The organism is Actinoplanes hulinensis, assembly GCF_019429605.1.
Lineage (GTDB): Bacteria > Actinomycetota > Actinomycetes > Mycobacteriales > Micromonosporaceae > Actinoplanes > Actinoplanes campanulatus.
This window is the reverse complement of the sequence record NZ_JAHXZI010000019.1, coordinates 199,832-216,294: the sequence shown is the minus strand read 5'-3', so window position 1 is coordinate 216,294 and position 16,463 is coordinate 199,832. Positions and strand designations below refer to the sequence as shown.

Annotated in this window: 19 protein-coding genes and 1 pseudogene; 7 read left to right on the top strand and 13 right to left on the bottom strand. The window is 70.1% G+C overall.

The genetic code is table 11. The features are described from left to right. From KZ829_RS32295 to folP, 8 genes and pseudogenes are all read right to left on the bottom strand, one after another. A pseudogene (locus KZ829_RS32295) lies at positions 1 to 749 on the bottom strand (hypothetical protein); the annotation flags it as partial. A 110-nt stretch (positions 750 to 859) separates the two neighbouring features. Then, positions 860 to 1,351 (bottom strand): hypothetical protein, encoded by a 492-nt coding sequence (locus tag KZ829_RS32290; RefSeq protein ID WP_220147631.1) that lies wholly within the window; start codon positions 1,349 to 1,351, stop codon positions 860 to 862. Positions 1,352 to 1,396: 45 nt separating this feature from the next. Next, a complete protein-coding gene (locus KZ829_RS32285; RefSeq protein WP_229795114.1) occupies positions 1,397 to 1,681 on the bottom strand; it encodes a hypothetical protein in 285 nt (94 codons plus the stop codon). 40 nt (positions 1,682 to 1,721) lie between these two features. Then, positions 1,722 to 2,930, bottom strand: a complete 1,209-nt coding sequence (locus KZ829_RS32280; RefSeq protein ID WP_246636601.1) for an ABC transporter permease — start codon at positions 2,928 to 2,930, stop codon at positions 1,722 to 1,724. Positions 2,931 to 3,068: 138 nt separating this feature from the next. Next, on the bottom strand, positions 3,069 to 3,587 hold the full coding sequence (locus tag KZ829_RS32275) for a DUF3180 domain-containing protein (RefSeq protein ID WP_220147616.1): 519 nt from the start codon (positions 3,585 to 3,587) through the stop codon (positions 3,069 to 3,071). Then, entirely contained in the window at positions 3,584 to 4,111 is a 528-nt protein-coding gene (gene folK / locus KZ829_RS32270) for a 2-amino-4-hydroxy-6-hydroxymethyldihydropteridine diphosphokinase (RefSeq protein WP_220147615.1), read from the bottom strand. Before folK ends, KZ829_RS32275 begins: the two co-directional genes overlap by 4 nt. After that, positions 4,108 to 4,470 (bottom strand): dihydroneopterin aldolase, encoded by a 363-nt coding sequence (folB, locus tag KZ829_RS32265; RefSeq protein WP_220147614.1) that lies wholly within the window; start codon positions 4,468 to 4,470, stop codon positions 4,108 to 4,110. The genes folK and folB overlap by 4 nt, the downstream gene beginning before the upstream one ends. Further along, entirely contained in the window at positions 4,467 to 5,291 is an 825-nt protein-coding gene (gene folP / locus KZ829_RS32260) for a dihydropteroate synthase (RefSeq protein ID WP_220147630.1), read from the bottom strand. The genes folB and folP overlap by 4 nt, the downstream gene beginning before the upstream one ends. A 362-nt stretch (positions 5,292 to 5,653) precedes the next feature. On the opposite strand from folP, the gene KZ829_RS32255 reads away from it, so the two are divergent. The 7 genes from KZ829_RS32255 to KZ829_RS32225 are packed head-to-tail and all read left to right on the top strand — an operon-like array spanning position 5,654 to position 13,850. Then, a complete protein-coding gene (locus KZ829_RS32255; RefSeq protein WP_183224381.1) occupies positions 5,654 to 5,917 on the top strand; it encodes a hypothetical protein in 264 nt (87 codons plus the stop codon). A gap of 1 nt (position 5,918) precedes the next feature. Continuing rightward, positions 5,919 to 6,281 (top strand): hypothetical protein, encoded by a 363-nt coding sequence (locus KZ829_RS32250; protein ID WP_183224379.1) that lies wholly within the window; start codon positions 5,919 to 5,921, stop codon positions 6,279 to 6,281. A 37-nt stretch (positions 6,282 to 6,318) separates the two neighbouring features. After that, positions 6,319 to 9,642: an ATP-binding protein gene (locus KZ829_RS32245; protein WP_220147613.1), complete on the top strand. Its 3,324-nt coding sequence runs from the start codon at positions 6,319 to 6,321 to the stop codon at positions 9,640 to 9,642. Position 9,643: 1 nt separating this feature from the next. Further along, the gene (locus tag KZ829_RS32240; protein ID WP_220147629.1) at positions 9,644 to 11,590 is read left to right on the top strand and encodes a DMT family transporter; all 1,947 of its coding nucleotides are present in this window, start codon (positions 9,644 to 9,646) and stop codon (positions 11,588 to 11,590) included. A 3-nt stretch (positions 11,591 to 11,593) separates the two neighbouring features. After that, a complete protein-coding gene (locus KZ829_RS32235) occupies positions 11,594 to 12,136 on the top strand; it encodes a hypothetical protein (protein ID WP_220147612.1) in 543 nt (180 codons plus the stop codon). Next, entirely contained in the window at positions 12,133 to 13,251 is a 1,119-nt protein-coding gene (locus KZ829_RS32230; RefSeq protein WP_220147611.1) for a M23 family metallopeptidase, read from the top strand. The genes KZ829_RS32235 and KZ829_RS32230 overlap by 4 nt, the downstream gene beginning before the upstream one ends. A gap of 11 nt (positions 13,252 to 13,262) precedes the next feature. Next, positions 13,263 to 13,850, top strand: a complete 588-nt coding sequence (locus KZ829_RS32225; RefSeq protein ID WP_246636600.1) for a hypothetical protein — start codon at positions 13,263 to 13,265, stop codon at positions 13,848 to 13,850. Between the two features lie 2 nt (positions 13,851 to 13,852). Here KZ829_RS32225 and KZ829_RS32220 read toward each other — a convergent pair whose 3' ends face one another. From KZ829_RS32220 to KZ829_RS32200, 5 genes are read right to left on the bottom strand one after another with little or no spacing between them, the layout of a single operon-like run. Next, positions 13,853 to 14,404: a hypothetical protein gene (locus KZ829_RS32220; protein ID WP_220147609.1), complete on the bottom strand. Its 552-nt coding sequence runs from the start codon at positions 14,402 to 14,404 to the stop codon at positions 13,853 to 13,855. 37 nt (positions 14,405 to 14,441) lie between these two features. Further along, complete coding sequence (locus tag KZ829_RS32215; protein WP_220147608.1) at positions 14,442 to 14,726, bottom strand: hypothetical protein; 285 nt, start codon at positions 14,724 to 14,726, stop codon at positions 14,442 to 14,444. 14 nt (positions 14,727 to 14,740) lie between these two features. Beyond that, the gene (locus KZ829_RS32210) at positions 14,741 to 15,733 is read right to left on the bottom strand and encodes a WXG100-like domain-containing protein (RefSeq protein WP_220147607.1); all 993 of its coding nucleotides are present in this window, start codon (positions 15,731 to 15,733) and stop codon (positions 14,741 to 14,743) included. Beyond that, positions 15,730 to 16,044, bottom strand: coding sequence for a hypothetical protein (locus KZ829_RS32205; RefSeq protein ID WP_220147606.1), 315 nt, complete (start codon positions 16,042 to 16,044; stop codon positions 15,730 to 15,732). Before KZ829_RS32205 ends, KZ829_RS32210 begins: the two co-directional genes overlap by 4 nt. Positions 16,045 to 16,093: 49 nt before the next feature. After that, positions 16,094 to 16,453 (bottom strand): YbaB/EbfC family nucleoid-associated protein, encoded by a 360-nt coding sequence (locus tag KZ829_RS32200; RefSeq protein ID WP_220147605.1) that lies wholly within the window; start codon positions 16,451 to 16,453, stop codon positions 16,094 to 16,096. Between the last annotated feature and the right edge of the window lie 10 nt (positions 16,454 to 16,463).

The following is a 16,463-nucleotide window of genomic DNA, read 5'->3' as shown; positions in this document are numbered from 1 at the left end:
GGCGCGGTGCCGGGCATCGGGACGGCGGCCGCGGCGACCCGGGCGGCTCCCGTGGCGGGCGGCGGCGGGACCGCGGCGCTCGCCCGGCCGGCGGGGGCGCTGCTGCGGGCGGGTGAGACCGGATGGACGATGCCGGGCACCGAGGCGCGGCCGTTGGTCGGTTGCGGCGCGAAGTCCGGCTGGTAGTCCTCGTACCCGGTCTGGTCGTAACCGGTCTGGTCGTAGCCGGCCTGGTCGTCATAACCGGGCTGGTCGTAACCGCCCTGGTCATAGCCGTCGTAGGCGCCGGGCGAGACCGGCTGCGGGACGAGATCCGCGTGCGCGAACTCCGGTTGGGGCTCGTAGCCGGGCTGGTGCACGAACTGCGGCCGGTGCCCGTAGTCGGGCTCCGGCGGCGCGGCGACCTGCGCCCGCCCTCCGGAATTGCGCATGGGCAGCGGCGGTCGCGGCTCGGCCGGCGCCGGAGCGGCCTGGGCGAACTCGGCGCGCAACTCCCGCCGCAGGGCCTCGACCTCCTGGGCGACCCGATCCTCGATGTCCATCCGGAGGAGCACCGGATCGCTGCGGACCAGCACCGACGCGCCGATCAGCACGACGCTGACCGCGATCAGCAGGATCGCGAACCGGACCGAGTTCGAGTTGCCGCCGATCAGCACGACGGCGGCCGCCATCGGGGCGAGGACGACCCCCGCCCAGACGAGGCCACGGAGCAGCCGTGCGCTGTGTCCTTGGGTCTCCCGTTCCGGCATGGCCGGAGATGTTACCGAGAGTGCGCCCGTGACAAAACCATCCGTCCCGGGACGGCATGAACCGGCCGTGGCCTCACCCTTCGGCGAGGCCACGGAACCGGTCGCCGGAATCAGCGGGTGCCGCGCCAGCCGCCGAGCGAGGCGAGGCCGACGATCCAGCCGATGAACAGGCCGTACTGGGCGCCCGAGCCGGCCGCGTTGAACGCGCCGAGCAGGGACGGGTTGCTGAGGAACAGGGTGGCCAGCAGGGCGGCGAATCCGCCCGCGAAGATGTACGCGGCCCAGCCGGCGAAGAACTGACTGATCGTGCCGCGCGCCCGGGCCAGCTGCGAACCGGGCAGCAGGTAGAGGAAGAGCGCGGTCAGCACGACCACCAGGATCGCCTTGAGGTCGCCGACGATCACGTCACGCAACGAGTCGTCGGTGTCGAAACTCCAGTGCGGCCAGGCCAGCAGCCGCAGCCACCAGCCGCCCGCGGTGTCGGGGGACGTGTTCTCCTGGGCCCAGTCCGCATACCACGGACTGCCGAAGACCAGGACGAGTATGAGTGCGGCAAGAGTGCCCGCACCGGGTGCGGTCTTGTACCGGTTACCGAGAGCCATGCCCCCGCGAATTCCCACGGGGGCATGATTTTCAAACGATGACGGTCACTGTTTGCTGAGGTAGTCGATGAACGCCGCCCGCAGCAGTGGCTCCTGCTCCCCGAGATCGCGGCCGTCGAACTCGCGCCACAGGGCGACCGCCTCGTCGACCGTGGGACCGATCGAGTTGGGCGCCCCGTCCAGCGAGGCGGCGTCGGCCGCGTCCGGCAGGTGCCGCAGCACCGCCCAGAAGAAGGCGATGTCGTGTTTCTCCCGCGCCCGTGCGAACGCCTGCACACGCAGGACCTCGGTGGGCAGGGCGTCCAGCTCCGCGAAGCTTTGCGAGGTCATGTCCGAAAGCATAGGTCAGCAGGTGGCACCCCACCGGCCGTCATCCCCAACGGTCACTGCGCGGCGCCGGGGTGGCCGGCGAGTTCCACGTCTCCGGCAGAGTGGGCGACCACGTGCCGTTGGACGCCGCGGCGTTCCACTCCTCGGTGGCCGCCGGCTGGTAGGCGGCGCCGTACGACTCGACGAACCGGGTCACGATCAGGCCCGCCGTGAAGACCGCCGCGGCGATCGCGAACAGGGCGATCTCGAGGTCGAGGCGGTCCGAGTACTCCAGGAAGAGGGTCAGGGCGGTCACCGCGAACAGGGTGCCGAAGATGCCGCCGCGACGGCCGTAGGCGCTGGTGCCGGCGAGCATGGCCAGGCCGAGCGCGATGCCGGTCCACTCGATGCCGGTCTCCGGCTCGATCGGGCGGTCCGCCTGGGCGGCGAACAGCACCCCGGCGCCGACCGCGAAGACCGACGAGACGACCAGCGCGAGTACGGCGGGGACGGCGGCGGCCGCACCACGGCGGCGGGCCGGGTCGCCGACCGGGCGCATCCGGCCGACGAAGCGGCGCACCGGACCGATCGCGCCGAGCGCCCCGCCCAGCACCGCGAGCAGCGCGAACCCGCCGAAGAACAGGAACGCCTTGCCGGTCGGGTCCCAGTCGCCCTGCACGACGACCGGGCCGGGCCGCATCTGGATGTAGACGATGACGCCGAGCCCGGCGGCCAGGGTGGCGGCCCAGCCGGGGACGTGCAGCACGACCACGAGAGCGGCGATCGCCAGGGCGCCGGCGGCCGCGATGATCAGTGCCGGGACGAGCGCCTTGACCACGCCCTGGTCGCCGTTCTCGGCGTACTGGAGGGCGGCGGCCAGGGCGATCGGCCCGAGGGCCAGGTTCGGCACGCCGGCCCGCAGGGTGAGCCCGGCGCCCAGCGTGAGCAGGCCGATCGCGGCGCCGGTGACCAGCAGCGCGTCGAGGGCCGGCCGCTGGAGGGCGGCCACGTCCTCCCGGCGCAGCAGGAAGCCGAGGACGCCCGCGGCGACCAGCAGCATGACCTCCCAGCCGAGGTGGATGCCGAGCCGGTCGCGGCCGTCGTCGGCCACGGCCGGGAGCGCGCCGGTGGTGGTCACCGGGCTCCGCAGGGACTGGTCCAGGGTGGTGCCGGCGGTGTCGTCGTACTGCACCCGGCGCCGGTAGGCGGCCGGGTCGCTCTCGGTCTTCTCGTCACCGGGCCGGCGGAAGGTGGTGTCGTCGTACGCCATGGTCCGCGCCTCCTTACGCCTCCACGAGCGGTTCGAGGCGCACGCTACTCCGGCTGTGTGCCGCCCGCCGCAAAGCATACGGAAACGAGATGGCCTCAGTTCAGAGGCCATCTTTCGTCGAAGATCATCAACGGCTGGTCAGCGGCGGTCGGCTTCGTCGTCCTCGCGGTCCGGGCGGTCCGGGACCCGGCAGGCGCGTTCCAGCCAGAGCGCCGCGGCGATCAGGGCGATCGCGGCGGCCAGGGTGGTGGCCGCGGTGGGCACGCTCGACCCGGCCTCGTCGGTCGGCTCCAGCAGCAGCCAGATCAGCAGGCCCGCGGTGAACCCGGCGGACAGGGCGCCGACCAGTGAGGACGCCTTGGCGAGAGCGGCATATCGCGCCACGGCCAGCGGCTGGACCGGCGGCGCGCCCGGCTTCCGCTGGATCCGGGCGCTGGTGTTCTGCGCGAGATAGGCCTCGGCGATGGCGAGCACCCCGAGCACGCCCGCGCCGGTCCACGGCAGCGGGGAGATGTAGTAGAAGAGGTCGTTCGTGGAGATCAGCAGCCAGCCCACCGCCGCGGCCGCCAGAGCGGCCACGATCAGCGCCGACGCTCTGGTCGGCCGGAGCGAGGGATCGGTCCGGCGCGAAGGGTCGTTGCCCGGGTTGACGCTCACTCCATCGACTCTAACGACAGTTCCGGACGGGCTGTGACACCGGCGAGGTCGGCCGCCACCTCGGGCGTGTCCAGCAGCGCGGCGACCGGGCCGTGCCCCGGCAGCTCGGCCTCCGGATCAACGGCGAGCCACGGCACCAGCACGAAGGCCCGCAGGTGGGCGCGCGGGTGCGGCAGCGTGAGGACGGGATCGTCGTCGACGACCGGGGTGCCGTCGTCACGCCGGACGGCGATGACGTCGACATCCAGCGTCCGTGGCCCGAACCGTCGCCCCGGGTCACGGACCCGGCCTTCGGCCGTCTCGCAAGCGTGTGCCCGGTCCAGCCAGTCGCGCGGGGTCGCGCCCGGATCCTTCACCAGGACGACGGCATTGAGGTACGGCGGCTGCGCGCTGTCTCCCCACGGAGGTGTCTGGTAGATCCCGGAGACCGCGGTGACGCTGTCGCCGAGCAGCGCCACGGCGGCCCGCAGGTGGGTGAGCCGGTCGCCCAGGTTCCCGCCGATGGACAGCACCGCACTCGTCACGGGCGGTCCCGGCGCAGGGTGACCGCCACGTCGGCGAACTCGTGCGGGATCGGCGCCTGCGGCTTGTGCACGGTCACCTCGGCGGACTCCACCCGAGGGTCGGCGAGGCACACGTCGAGGAGCCGGTCGGCGAGCCGCTCCAGCAGGTTGACCGGCTCGCCGGTGAGCACCCCGACCAGGGCGGTGGCCAGCTCGCCGTAGTGGACGGTGTCGGTCACGTCGTCACTGCGGGCGGCCGGGCCCAGGTCGATCTCCAGGGTCACGTCGACCACGAAGTCCTGCCCCTCGGCGCGCTCGAAGTCGTACACCCCGTGGTTGCCGCGGGCCCGCAGGCCGCTCAGCGTGATCCGGCCGGTCATCGGCCCTCCTTCACTTCGGCACGGATCGCCGGTGCGCCCGTCGCCTGCCAGACGGCGAGCGCGTCGGCCGTCGCGCGGACCTCATGGACCCGCACACCCCAGGCGCCGGCGGCGACCGCCAGCAGAGAGGTGGCGAGGGTGGCCGCCTCGCGGCCGTCCACCGGCCGCGGCGTGCCGTCCGGCCCGGCGAGCAGCCGGCCCAGGTAGGTCTTGCGGCTGGCCGCGAAGAGGACCGGGAAACCCAGTTCGATGAGTACGTCGAGGCGGGCGCTGAGCGCCCAGTTGTGCTCGGGCAGTTTCGCGAAGCCGAGACCCGGATCGAGGACGATCATGCCGGGGTCGACGCCGGCCGTGATCGCCGCGTCGGCGCGGGCCCGCAGCTCGTCCCGGACCTCGGTGACGACGTCCGTGTAGACGGCGAGCCTCTGCATCTCGCGGGAGTGACCGCGCCAGTGCATCAGGATCCACGGGCACCCTGCGGCCGCCGCGACCGACGCCATGGCGGGGTCGGCGAGGCCACCGGAGACGTCGTTGATCACGGTGGCGCCGGCCGCGAGCGCCGCCTCGGCGACCGCCGCGCGGGTGGTGTCGATGCTGACCGGTACGCCGTGGGCGAACAACGCCTCGATCACCGGAACCACTCGGGTGATCTCGGTGGCGGCGTCCACCCGCTCCGCGCCCGGCCGGGTGGACTCGCCGCCGACGTCGATGACGTGCGCGCCTTCGGAAAAAAGGGTGACGCCGTGTTGAACCGCGGCGTCGAGGTCGGTGTATCTCCCACCGTCAGAGAAAGAGTCCGGCGTGACGTTGAGGACACCCATCACGACCGGGTGATCCCGGCGAAGCAGTTCAGACCCCGTGAGCTGCGCGTCTGTCGGCGAAGTGGACACAGGTGAAGAGTACGGGGCAGTGGTCACTCGAACACGCGTACGATGGCACGTGGCGAGGATTCACGCACTCCTTCACCTTGGGTAACGAAACGGGCGCTTGTTGCTCGCATGTACGGGCCGTACTCTTCGGAACTGGGCATCATGAAGTGACCGAAGAGAGCAGAGACGAGCATGGCAGTGCCCGAACGGCTCACTCGACGCGGTGAGTCAGAGGTAGCACCATATGGGCGTTGCCGTACGGCTTCACAACTGCAGTGTGTCCGTACCCCCCACGGACACCGGGAGGTTTACCGATGATCGCCACCGAGATCGCCATCCTGGCCGCCGAGCCAGCCGGCAACATCAACACCGAAGGCATCGTCACCTTCTTCGCGAGCAACATCGCACCGATCCTGCTCGCGGTCCTCGGCGTGATCTTCATCGGCCGGGCCAGCAAGGGCGAGATCTCCAAAGTGCTCACCAGCTCGGCGATCGCGATCGTGGGCCTGGCGTTCATCGCCGGCGCAGCGACGCTGTTCTTCGTCGGCGAGTCGATCATCGACCTGATCTTCAACTGAGATGCGGCTCCGGACCGACGACGACATCTACCGGGCGCGCCTGGTCTATCTCGGCCCGCCCGGCTACACACTGCCCGTCCATCTGCCGTATGCGCAGTACGGGATGTTCGTCGTACTGGTACCGCTCTTCATGTTCCTGCACTACCTGATGACGCTCGAGGTCGACCCGTTCCCGGCCTGGGAGATCGCCCTCGCCATGGTCACCACGTCGTACGTGTTCCGGCACGTCGACCCGGACCGGCCGGCCCGTGCCGTCATCAAGACCGCGCTCACCGACTGGCGCCGCACCCGCGAGCCGGCCGTGGAACAGCGCGACCCCAGACTTGTCGCCACTCGCATCCGGGTTCGGGAGGAGTTGGTATGACCAGTTGCCGCTTCATCCACGCGCACGAGGTCCACGCATGACCGGAACGTATCCGCACGGGCATCCCCGGGCGGACGCCTCGTCCCCGGGCAGGCAGAGTAACGGTGTGCGTTCGGACAACTACTCCTTACCCGACCCGGTCGACGATGCCGACGAGTTCGTCGCCGCGCCCGGGCACGGTGGAGTGGGCGTCTTCCAGGCGCCGCAGCCCGTCCGGCCGCGAGGGTCCGGCGTGGACAGCACCCTGGACATCGACTCCCCCTTCCTCGACCTCTTCGGCGGCGCCCCGGGCCCCCGATCGGGTGAAGCTCACCCGATCTCGCTCCCGCCACCCCTCGCCGCACCGCCCGTCGCCCCACCGCCGCCGGTCGCCCAGGCCCCGGTCTCCCCGCCGCCGGTCGCCCTGCCGCCGGTCCCGCCGTCGCCGGTCTCGCCGTCGCCGGTCTCGCCGTCGCCGATGGAGACCTCGCGCGGGTGGAACGGGGCACCCTTCACCCGGGCGCCGGTCGGGCCCGAGCCGGACTTCTTCGAGGAGAACGGCAGGGCCCCGGCTCCCGAGGTGGACGACGACGGGTGGACCGACTTCGAGGACTGGCCGCCGCCCGCCGCGGTCGGACCCGCCGTCGCGCCGCCGGCCGACCCGGTTCCGGTGTGGCAGGCCCCGGTGCCGGCCGTGCCCGCTCCCATCTCCCCCGTGCCGCTGCCGGTGCCCGTACCGGAAAAGGCCCCGGCCCGCCGCGAGGAGAAGGCGCCCGCCGAGCGCAAGGAGCGCCGGGAGCCGAAGCCGGCGACCGTCCGGGCGCCGAAGTTCAAGTTCAACGACCGTGACCCGTCCGTCGAGCTGGCGATCAGCGAGATCGCCGGGCACCTGACGTTCACCCAGAGCACCGTCACCGCCTGGTACCAGCTGCCCGAGGTGCGCTGGGCGTTCCGGCCGGACGCCGAACGCGAGGCCCTGCTCAGCGCCATCTCCGAGCAGTACGCCGGGCTCGCCGGCTTCCGCCTGCACCTGCGCCGGACCACCCGGCCCTTCCCGGCCGACGAGTGGGCCCGCACCGTCGACTCGTTCACCACCAAGCCGCTCGCCGACGTGCACGGCGGCACCTCCTGGTCGGATCATCTGGTCGCGGCCCAGCGGCACCTGCTCTCGATCAACCACGCCGAGGGGCAGACATACCTCGGGGTGACGTTCGCGCGGCGGTCGCTCGGCGACACCTTCTCCGAACGGATCCTGCGCGTCTTCGGCCGCGGCACCTCCGACGGCGAGCGGCGCAAGCTGGGCCGCACCGTCGAGCAGTTCGACGAGGTGCTCAACGCGTTCGGCATGCGCGGGCGCCGGGTCACCCCGCAGGAGCTGGAGTGGCTGCTCTACCGATCGGTAGCGCTGTGCATGGCCCCGCCCGGGCTGCTCTCCCCGGTCACCAACGGCCACTGGGAGACCGGCGATCTGCTGGCGCTCACCGAACAGGTCGAGCGGTACCGGACTCCGTACGGGTCGACGGTCAAGCTGGTCAACCGGATGTCCGGCGAGGAACGGCACGTCGCCGTACTCTCCGTCGGCCGGATGGAGCCGCTGGAGATCCCGGAGAAGCACGAGCCGTGGATGCACTTCCACGAGCGGCTGCCCTGGCCCATGGAGATCTCCTCACGGATCGACATCCTCGGCTCCGGCAGCTCCTTCAAGAACCTCGAGCACCGGCTCCGGATGATCCGCTCGCAGCAGCTCGACTACGCCGAACACGGCATCGACGCCCCGCCCGAGCTGGAACGCCTCGCCAAGCGGGCACTCGTGATCGGCGACGAGATGACCACCGGCCTGCCGGTCGAGTCGGCCCGCGCCCACGGCTGGCACCGGATCGCGGTCGGCGGCGCCACCCGCGAGGAGTGCCTGGAACGCGCCCGGCGCCTGATCCAGCTCTACTCCCGGGAAATGCGGATCTCGCTCCAGCACCCGAAGAACCAGGACCAGCTGGCCCGCGAGTTCATCCCCGGCGAGCCGATCGCCAACACCGGGTACGTCCGCCGCATGCCGGTCAAGCTGCTCGCCGCGGCCCTCCCGCAGGCGGCGTCCACGGTCGGTGACCGGCGAGGCGACCTGATCGGGCGTACCGCGGGGACCTGCCGGCGGCCCGTCTTCCTCGACCTGCACTTCCCCATGGAGGTCCGGGAACGCTCCGGGCTCGGCGTCTTCGTGGCCGAACCCGGTGGCGGCAAGTCGACCCTGATGGGCGCGCTCGGCTACCTCAACGCGCGCCGTGGGGTGCAGGTCACCCTGCTCGACCCGTCCGGGCCGCTCGCGCGGTTGTGCCAGATGCCGGAGCTGCGGCCGTACAGCCGGGTGCTCAACCTGACCGGGTCGGAACAGGGGACGCTGGCGCCGTACTCGCTCATCCCGACCCCGGTGCGGTCCGAGTTCGCGACCGGGCCGGCCGGCGACCGGGAGTACGAGATCGCCGTCTCCAACGCCCGGGCCGAGCGGCGCATGCTCGTCCAGGACATCTGCTCGATGCTGGTGCCGCCACAGGTCGCCAAGGAGGCCTCCACCGCCACACTGCTGCGCCACGCGGTGCGGCAGGTGCCGGCCGAGGAGACCTCCACACTGGACGACGTCGTGCGTACCCTCCAGGGTCTCGACGACGACGAGGGCAAGGAACTCGCCAACCTGCTCCTCGACACCGCCGAGATGCCGCTCGCGCTGCTCTTCTTCGGGCACCCGCCACAGCACCTGCTCGGCGCCGACGCGGCACTCACCGTGATCACCATGGCCGGCCTGCGACTGCCCGACCTCAAGATCGAGCGGGAGTACTGGTCGGCGGAGGAGTCACTCGCCCTGCCGATGCTGCACACCGCACACCGGCTGGCCGTCCGCCGCTGCTACGGCGGCTCGATGTCCTCCCGCAAGATGGTCGGCCTGGACGAGGCCCACTTCATGGAAGGCTGGCGCTCCGGCCGGTCCTTCCTGGTCCGCCTCGCCCGCGACTCCCGGAAATGGAACCTGGCCGCCCTCGTGGCGTCCCAGAACCCGCGCGACATCCTCGGGCTCGACGTGCAGAACCTGGTCTCCACCGTCTTCGTCGGCCGGATCGCCGAAGACCAGGAGATCGCGTCCGAGGCGCTCCGGCTCCTGCGGGTGCCGGTCCACGACGGGTACGAGGCGACGCTCGCGTCCCTCTCCCAGGTCGACACGTCCTCCCAGCACCGACTCGGATTCCGTGAGTTCGTGATGCGGGACGTGGACGGGCGGGTCCAGAAAGTGCGCGTCGACGTCTCATACGTCGACGGGCTGCTCGAACACCTGGATACGACTCCGGGCGTGGCGCCGCCGACGGTTGTGCCGCTCCCGTCCGACCTGGAGGTTTGAGATGGTACGGCGGGGGTTGGCGTTCCTCACCACGTTGTTGGTCACGGTGGTGGCGTCGATCGCTTGGGCGGTCGCGGCGCCTACCAGCGCGGGTGCGGCACCACCGCCGACGAAGGTCCCGGGCGGCGCCTGCAGCGTCGAGGAGTGGCAGCAGAACATCCAAGGCTGTGTGAGCCGCCTGGCCGAGGTCAGTAGTGCCCGCGCTCAATGCCTCACCGCCCCGACGCCCAACACACCGGATTCCGGCTTGGCTGGATGGTTCGCGGAACGTCCCGCGTCCTCGGATGGGCTCGGCTACGACGGGCTCTACAGCAAGTACGGATACGCCGGGTACAACTACACAACCTATGACCTGGACAGCGGCTGCGCCTCGACGTTAGTCGACCCCGACTTCAAGGTCGAGACAACGATCGCCAACGGCGAATTCATGATCGCCACGGCCATCATCGGCGCCTCCAACGCGCTCAGGGAACGTGCCTGGGATCCGCAATCCCTCTGGGGCTGGGCCGATCCCCTGGTGGAACAGGCCACGCGAGCGGTCTACGAGAAGGTGTTCACCGTCTTCGGGGTGGTGACCCTCGCCGTGGTCGGTCTCTACCTGCTCTGGCGGTCGCGGCAGGCGGAGTTGGGCGCCGCGACCACGACCGCGGGCTGGGCCATCCTGATCATGGTGGTCGTCACGGCTATCGCGGCCTGGCCGGTCAGGTCTGCGACCATCGCGGACCAGAGTCTGATCACCAGCCTCAGCGTCGTCCACGACGCCGTGGGGCCTCGTGCCCACGAAGTCCCGCCTGAGCTGTGCGACGACCCCACTCCGGGGGCGTGCGAGGACGACCGGGCTCCGGCGGTCCGGGCGAGTGACACCGCCACGGAGACCATCCTCTACCGGAATTACCTGCGCGGACTTCTCGGCTCGGCCGACAGCGAAACCGCCAAGAAGTACGGACTCGCGCTCTACGACGCGAAGTCGATCTCGTGGCAGGAGGCGGAGAAGCTCCGCGAGAATCCCCAGACACGGGATGCCCTGATCAAGCAGAAGAACACGCAGTGGCAGAAGGTCGCCGAGCAGATCAAAGCGGAGGACCCGGAGGCCTATCAGTACCTCCAGGGCATCAACGGGATGGACCGGATCGGTGCCGGTTTCATCGCCGTTCTCGCCGCGGTCATGTTCGCCATGTTCGACCTGACCGCGTCTCTCCTGGTGCTCCTCGGCTTCCTCGTATTCCGATGGGCGGTCATCGCCGCGCCGATTCTGGGAACCATCGGTCTCCTGCAACCGGCGAGCGCCGGCATCCGCCGTCTCGGCAACGCCGTCGTGGCGGCTCTGTTCAATATCGCAATCTTTGGCACCGGCGCGGCCATCTATCTGTTCGCGGTCGATCTGATCATGAACACCGCAAGTCTTCCCGGCTGGCTCCAAGTCGTCCTGGTGTGGCTTTGCGGCGTCGTCGGCTGGCTGCTTCTCCGGCCGTACCGGCGAATCACTCAGCTCGGCGGGAAGGACGGCACGGCCGCCATCGCGTCCGCCGGTTCGTGGCATCGCCGGTTCTTCCGTGACATGCGGGAAGCGGCCAAGCTCGAAGTCGCCGAGGGTGGTGGCACCCGGGAGCCGACATTCGGCAAAGGCGGTGCTGCGGCCGAGCAACGGACCCTGCGCCCGGAGGCTCGACTCGAAGATCCGGCGCATTCATCGCGTAACGAGAGCACCGAGATCGTTCCCGCCGGCGCTCCGACCCGTCCGGACGGCAACGAGTCCGTTCGGGACGACGGCCCGACCGCGGTGCCCGCACCACAACCCCAGCCCACCCGGCCCCGGACCCGCGCCAACTCCGACTGGACCGAGCCGGACGTCACGGAACGGCCCACCTCTTACGCGATCTACCGGCCGGAGACAGGCTCGACCAGTCAGGAGCCGGCCAGCCCGCGGGTGCGTTCCGAGGCGAGGTAGCAGATGCCCCGGTTGATCGAGCGTGGCCTCAACGGGATCTTCAGATCCCGTTGGGGGGTCGGCATCGTCGTCGCCGCCATCATCCTGGCCGTCGTGGGCATCGGGCGGCTGTTCTCCGACGGGCAGGCCTCGCCTCCTCTCGGGAACAGCAGTCCTGCACCGGTGATCAGCGTGAATCCCTCGGACAACGACAGCGTCGTCTCCCCGGATCCGCCGCCGACTCCGAAGACCAGCCCTGGGCGGGCGCAGCCGGAGGCGGTCGCGTACGCATTCGCCTCGGCCTGGGTCAACCACTCGGACATCACCGCGAAGAAGTGGATGAGCCGCCTGCAACCGAACGCGACCAAGGCGCTCGCGGACAAGCTGCGCGGCGTCGACCCGACCAGCGTTCCGGCTGATCGGGTGATCGGGCGACCAACCCTGGTGGCGGTCAACGAGACCATGGTCAACGCGACCGTGACGATGGATTCCGGCAAGCTCGGTCTTCGGCTCGTGGCACCGGAGGGGTACTGGCTCGTCGACGGCATCGACTGGGAACCGGCGTGAGGTTCCGTCGCCCCCGGAAGGCAGTCCTCGTCGTCGCCCTGGTCGTCACGTTCGCGCTGCTGTGCTGTGGCGGCACCCTCACGGTCCTGCTGCTGAACGGACTCACCAACAACGACAACGACCGGTTCCTCAACGCGTCACTGGGCTGCGGGAAGGGCGGCGCGGTCGATCCGGATTCCAAGCTGCCGCGGATCCGGCCCTACGGCGCTGCCCAGATCCGCAACGCCGCCGTCATCATCAACGTCGGCGTCGACATGCAGCTGCCGCCCAGGGCCTGGGTGATCGCGGTGGCGACCGCCATGCAGGAGTCCCGGCTGACCAATCTCGGGAATCTCGGTTCCCGTAACGACCACGACTCTCTCGGCCTCTTCCAGCAGCGACCCAGCACCGGCTGGGGCACGCCGCAGCAGGTTCAGGACCCCGTCTACGCCAGCACGAAGTTTTACGAGAAGCTCAAGACGATCCAGGGCTGGGAGAACATGGCACTGACCGAGGCCGCGCAGGCGGTCCAGATCAGCGCCTACCCGGACGCCTACGCGAAGCATGAGCCACTGGCCACCCAGATCGTCAACATGCTGGCTGACGGGGCCGCCAACGCGGTGGGCAACCAGATCGCGCTGGAGTGCGCGGCAGCCGGGCAGATCGCGGCCTCCGGCTGGACCATTCCGCTCAAGGCGCCGGTCGGGTCCGCCTTCCGTAGCCCGGAGCGGCCCACCCATCAGGGTGTCGACCTGAGCGTGGAGAAATACAAGCCGATCCAGGCAGCGGCCAGCGGGGTGGTCTCGCTCGTCAAATGCGACGAGGACTTCAGAGGTCGCAAGACCTGCAATGTGGACGGCTATCCGGGTAAGGGCGGCTGCGGGTGGATGGTCGAGATCATCCATGCGGGCAACGTGATGACGCGTTACTGTCACATGGTGCAACGGCCGTTCGTACGGGAGAACCAGCAGGTCACGGCCGGTGAGGTGATCGGCCGGGTGGGCAGCAGTGGCAACTCGTCCGGGCCGCACCTGCACTTCGAGGTCCATCTGAACAATGACCGGTCCAGCGCCGGCGCGGTCGATCCGGTTCAGTTCATGCAGCAGCAGGGCGCAGCGTTGGGGAACCAGGGATGAGTGGCGGAACGATGCCGGACCCGTTCGGCGGGCACCGGGAAGGGGCACTGGAATCGCCTCGTCCGATCGTGCCGACTCCGGCCACCATGGCCGGTGAATTGCGGGGTCGGCGCGTGCTCGTCGGATTACCCGGACACGGCTGGCGGGGAGATCTGCGGGCCGATGAAAAGGTGATACAGGGCAGCCGAACCTATGTTCCGGTGATGCCGGAGGCCGAGTGGTACCGGGCCGAGGCGGAACAGACGGAAGTGTTCGCCGCATTGGTTCCGGTCGAACGGGTGTGGGTCGAGGAATTGGGATTCGCCGGCACCAGCATTCCCGGCGCCAAGGTGAATCAGCTGGTCTCACTCGATGAGCCGCCACGGCGCCCACCGGTGGCGGCTGTCGACGCGGATTCGCTTACCGGGCGCCGGGTCACGCAGGTACTGGAAAGTGGTGATGAACGCCGTGACCTGCGCGCCGTCACCGAGACACACGTGAGCGACGACGGCACGGTCGCCGTGCGTGTGGCTCAGGAACTCGACTGGTACAGGTGGGGCTGGAGCGGCAAGATACCCCGCACGCTAGAGGTGCCGGCGCATCTGGTCTGGGTCGAATAGGCTCACGCCTGCTTCGCCGCTCCGCAGACACGCCAGGAACCGCCTTGGTCCTGCAACTTGAATTCCCACTCCTCATTTCTGCTGCTGTTCATCTTGCCGTTGGCGGCGCTGGAAATCGTGAGCTGGGTACTAACGTCCTCCTGGCCTTGGCCGGCTGGCACCCGATAGAGAGCGCCCCAACTGACCGAGACCGTCACCTTGAATTCGGCCTCTCGCCTCAGGAACTCATCGCGGAGGCCCTTGATCGCTTGCAGATCCGGGGAGTCACAGGTGTAGAGCTGTGCCTGCTGGTCGTCTCTGTTCACGAGATAGGCGATCAGGAAGGCGTCGGCGACGATGTCCGGCTCGCTACGGTTGATCTCGGTGGCGTCGTTGTAGATGAGAAAGACGGCGCCTACTCCGCCCAGGCAGAGGAGGGCCATGATGCCGCCGCCCATGGCCAGCCACAAGCGGGCCCGGCGGCTCTGCAGGCGGGCACGGGGACGTTCCGGGGGCGTCACCGCGACGTCCCCCTCGTATCCGGCCCTACCGGCGCCAGGCTCACTGCGTTGCATACATACGACAGTAGTTCGTCCACTCTGGCCGACACCGTCACTCCCTGCTCGTCTCCCGGAATTCCGCGGCCGAACCCCAGAAGGCGTTGACCTCTTCGATCACGGGCCGGACCAGCGCGGCATCGTCGTCCGAGACGGGGCTGCCGTCGTCCCATCGCAGGGCTGATGGCAGGAAGAACACGTCTCCACCGATCCCTCGCTCCACGGCGAGGGTCATCACCCGGTCCGCGAGCTGGAACTGCACCGCGTCCCGGCCGTGACTGCGCAGGATGGCCCCCGAGTCGTGCTGGGCCTCCTGGTTCCGTAATTCCCGCACTGGCACCGACCGCTCCACATCTACGCCGGGTCTATGACGTCGATGCTGGTGACTTTCGGGTTGCTCTGCAAGGCGGGCAGCTCCCGGTTGAGCCAGACACTGTGCTCGCTGGGGTTGTGACTCCAGGCAGTCACCGCCCCGGACGCGTTCTCGGCGTACCGCTCGGAGAGCCGTCCCCAGATCTTGTCGGCGTGGTCCTTGGTGACCGGGGAGCCGGTCTCGTAGAGCTCTCGGCTGTCGAGGTCGGCGCCGCCGGGTGTCTTCTCCAGGGTGACCGAGGTGATGCCGTCGGTGTGGGCCTCGGCGTACGTCCGCATTCGCGTCCCGTCGGTGAGCGCCCCGGAGTAGAAGTTCGCGCCGTCGAGGGGGCTGCGTACGTCGGCTCGTTCGACCTCGCGCATGAGGCGGTGGAATTCGGAGTTCTGTCCGAAGTGCTTGGCGAGTTGGCCGGCGTGCTGGGCGGCGGCCTTGGTGCCGGCCGTGCGGAGGAGTTCGGCGGCCTGGGTGAACGAGTGGGCGATCTCGCCCTCTACCACCTGGAGCGCCTTGTGGACGAGCTGGCGGCAGGCGATCCGGCTGGCGGCGACGAAGAGCGGGATCTCGGCGAGGGTGGCGCCGGCCGAGACGGCGGCGGTGGCGATGGCCTGACCGACCTGGAAGGCGAGCAGGGTGAGCTGGGCCAGGTAGGCGGTCTTGAGGGCGACCGTGACACCGGACATGGCGATGAGGCCGGCGCCGATCAGTTCGACGGCGGTGGCCGAGTCGGCGAGGTGGCGGCCGGGGCCGTCGTCGCCGTTCCACCACTGTTCGAAGGCCTCGACGGTGGCGCCCTCGTTCTCCAGCCACACCCGGCGGGCGGCCGCGTCCGCGTCGGCGGCGTGCAGGCGCAGGCGGGTGCCGTGCTGGATCCAGGCCATGCCGTCGGCGTAGAGGCGGTCCTCGTCGGCTTCCGGCCAGCTGAGGCCGAGCCATTCGAGCGGCTCGGTGAGTTCCGGGGGCAGTTCGATGGTCATGATTCGGCCCTCAGCGCGGCCGCGGCTGAGGCGTCGGTGGCGGCGACGGCCCGGGCCTGTTCGGTGAGGGTGAGGGCGGCCTCGCCCATCTGCTGGACGTGGGAGCCGAGCGCCTGCAGGGCGTGCCCGAGGACGGCCTGGTAGGCGATGGCGAAGACGCCGCCGCTGTCGTCGCCGCCCCACGGGTTGCCGGGGCCGGCGACGGTGGTCTCGAGGACGGCGACATCGTCGGCCATCCGCTGCGCGATGCCGGCCAGGGCGCGGCCGGACGACGCCACCGCTTCCGGATCCAGCCGAATTCGTTCGCTCATGTCGCCGTCTCCGTTTCACTCCGGTGGCGGCACGGGAACCCGGGCCCGCTCATCGTCCGGCCGCCCGCCGGGAGAGGTCGTGCAGGGCCGTGGCGATCTCGGCGAAGCGGCGTTCGGCCGCGGTGTTGACGTCGGCGACGGCGTCCTCGTACGCCGTCCGGTGTTGCGTCTCCATGCCGGCCTGCGCCTCGGTGATCGCGTCGAACAGGGCGGTCCGCAGTTCGTCGACGGTGAGTTCGGTGACCTGCGGGTCGAGTACGACGTCCCACAGTCGCCCGTCGCCGTCGAGTTCGATGCGGACCAGGCCGTCGGCGCCGGTGCCGGCGGACGCGATGTAGTCGGCGGTGTCGCCGGATTCCACCGTGTGGGTGGATCGGGCGTGCTCACCGTGCCTCTGCGTGTGGTCCACCGCGGCCTCC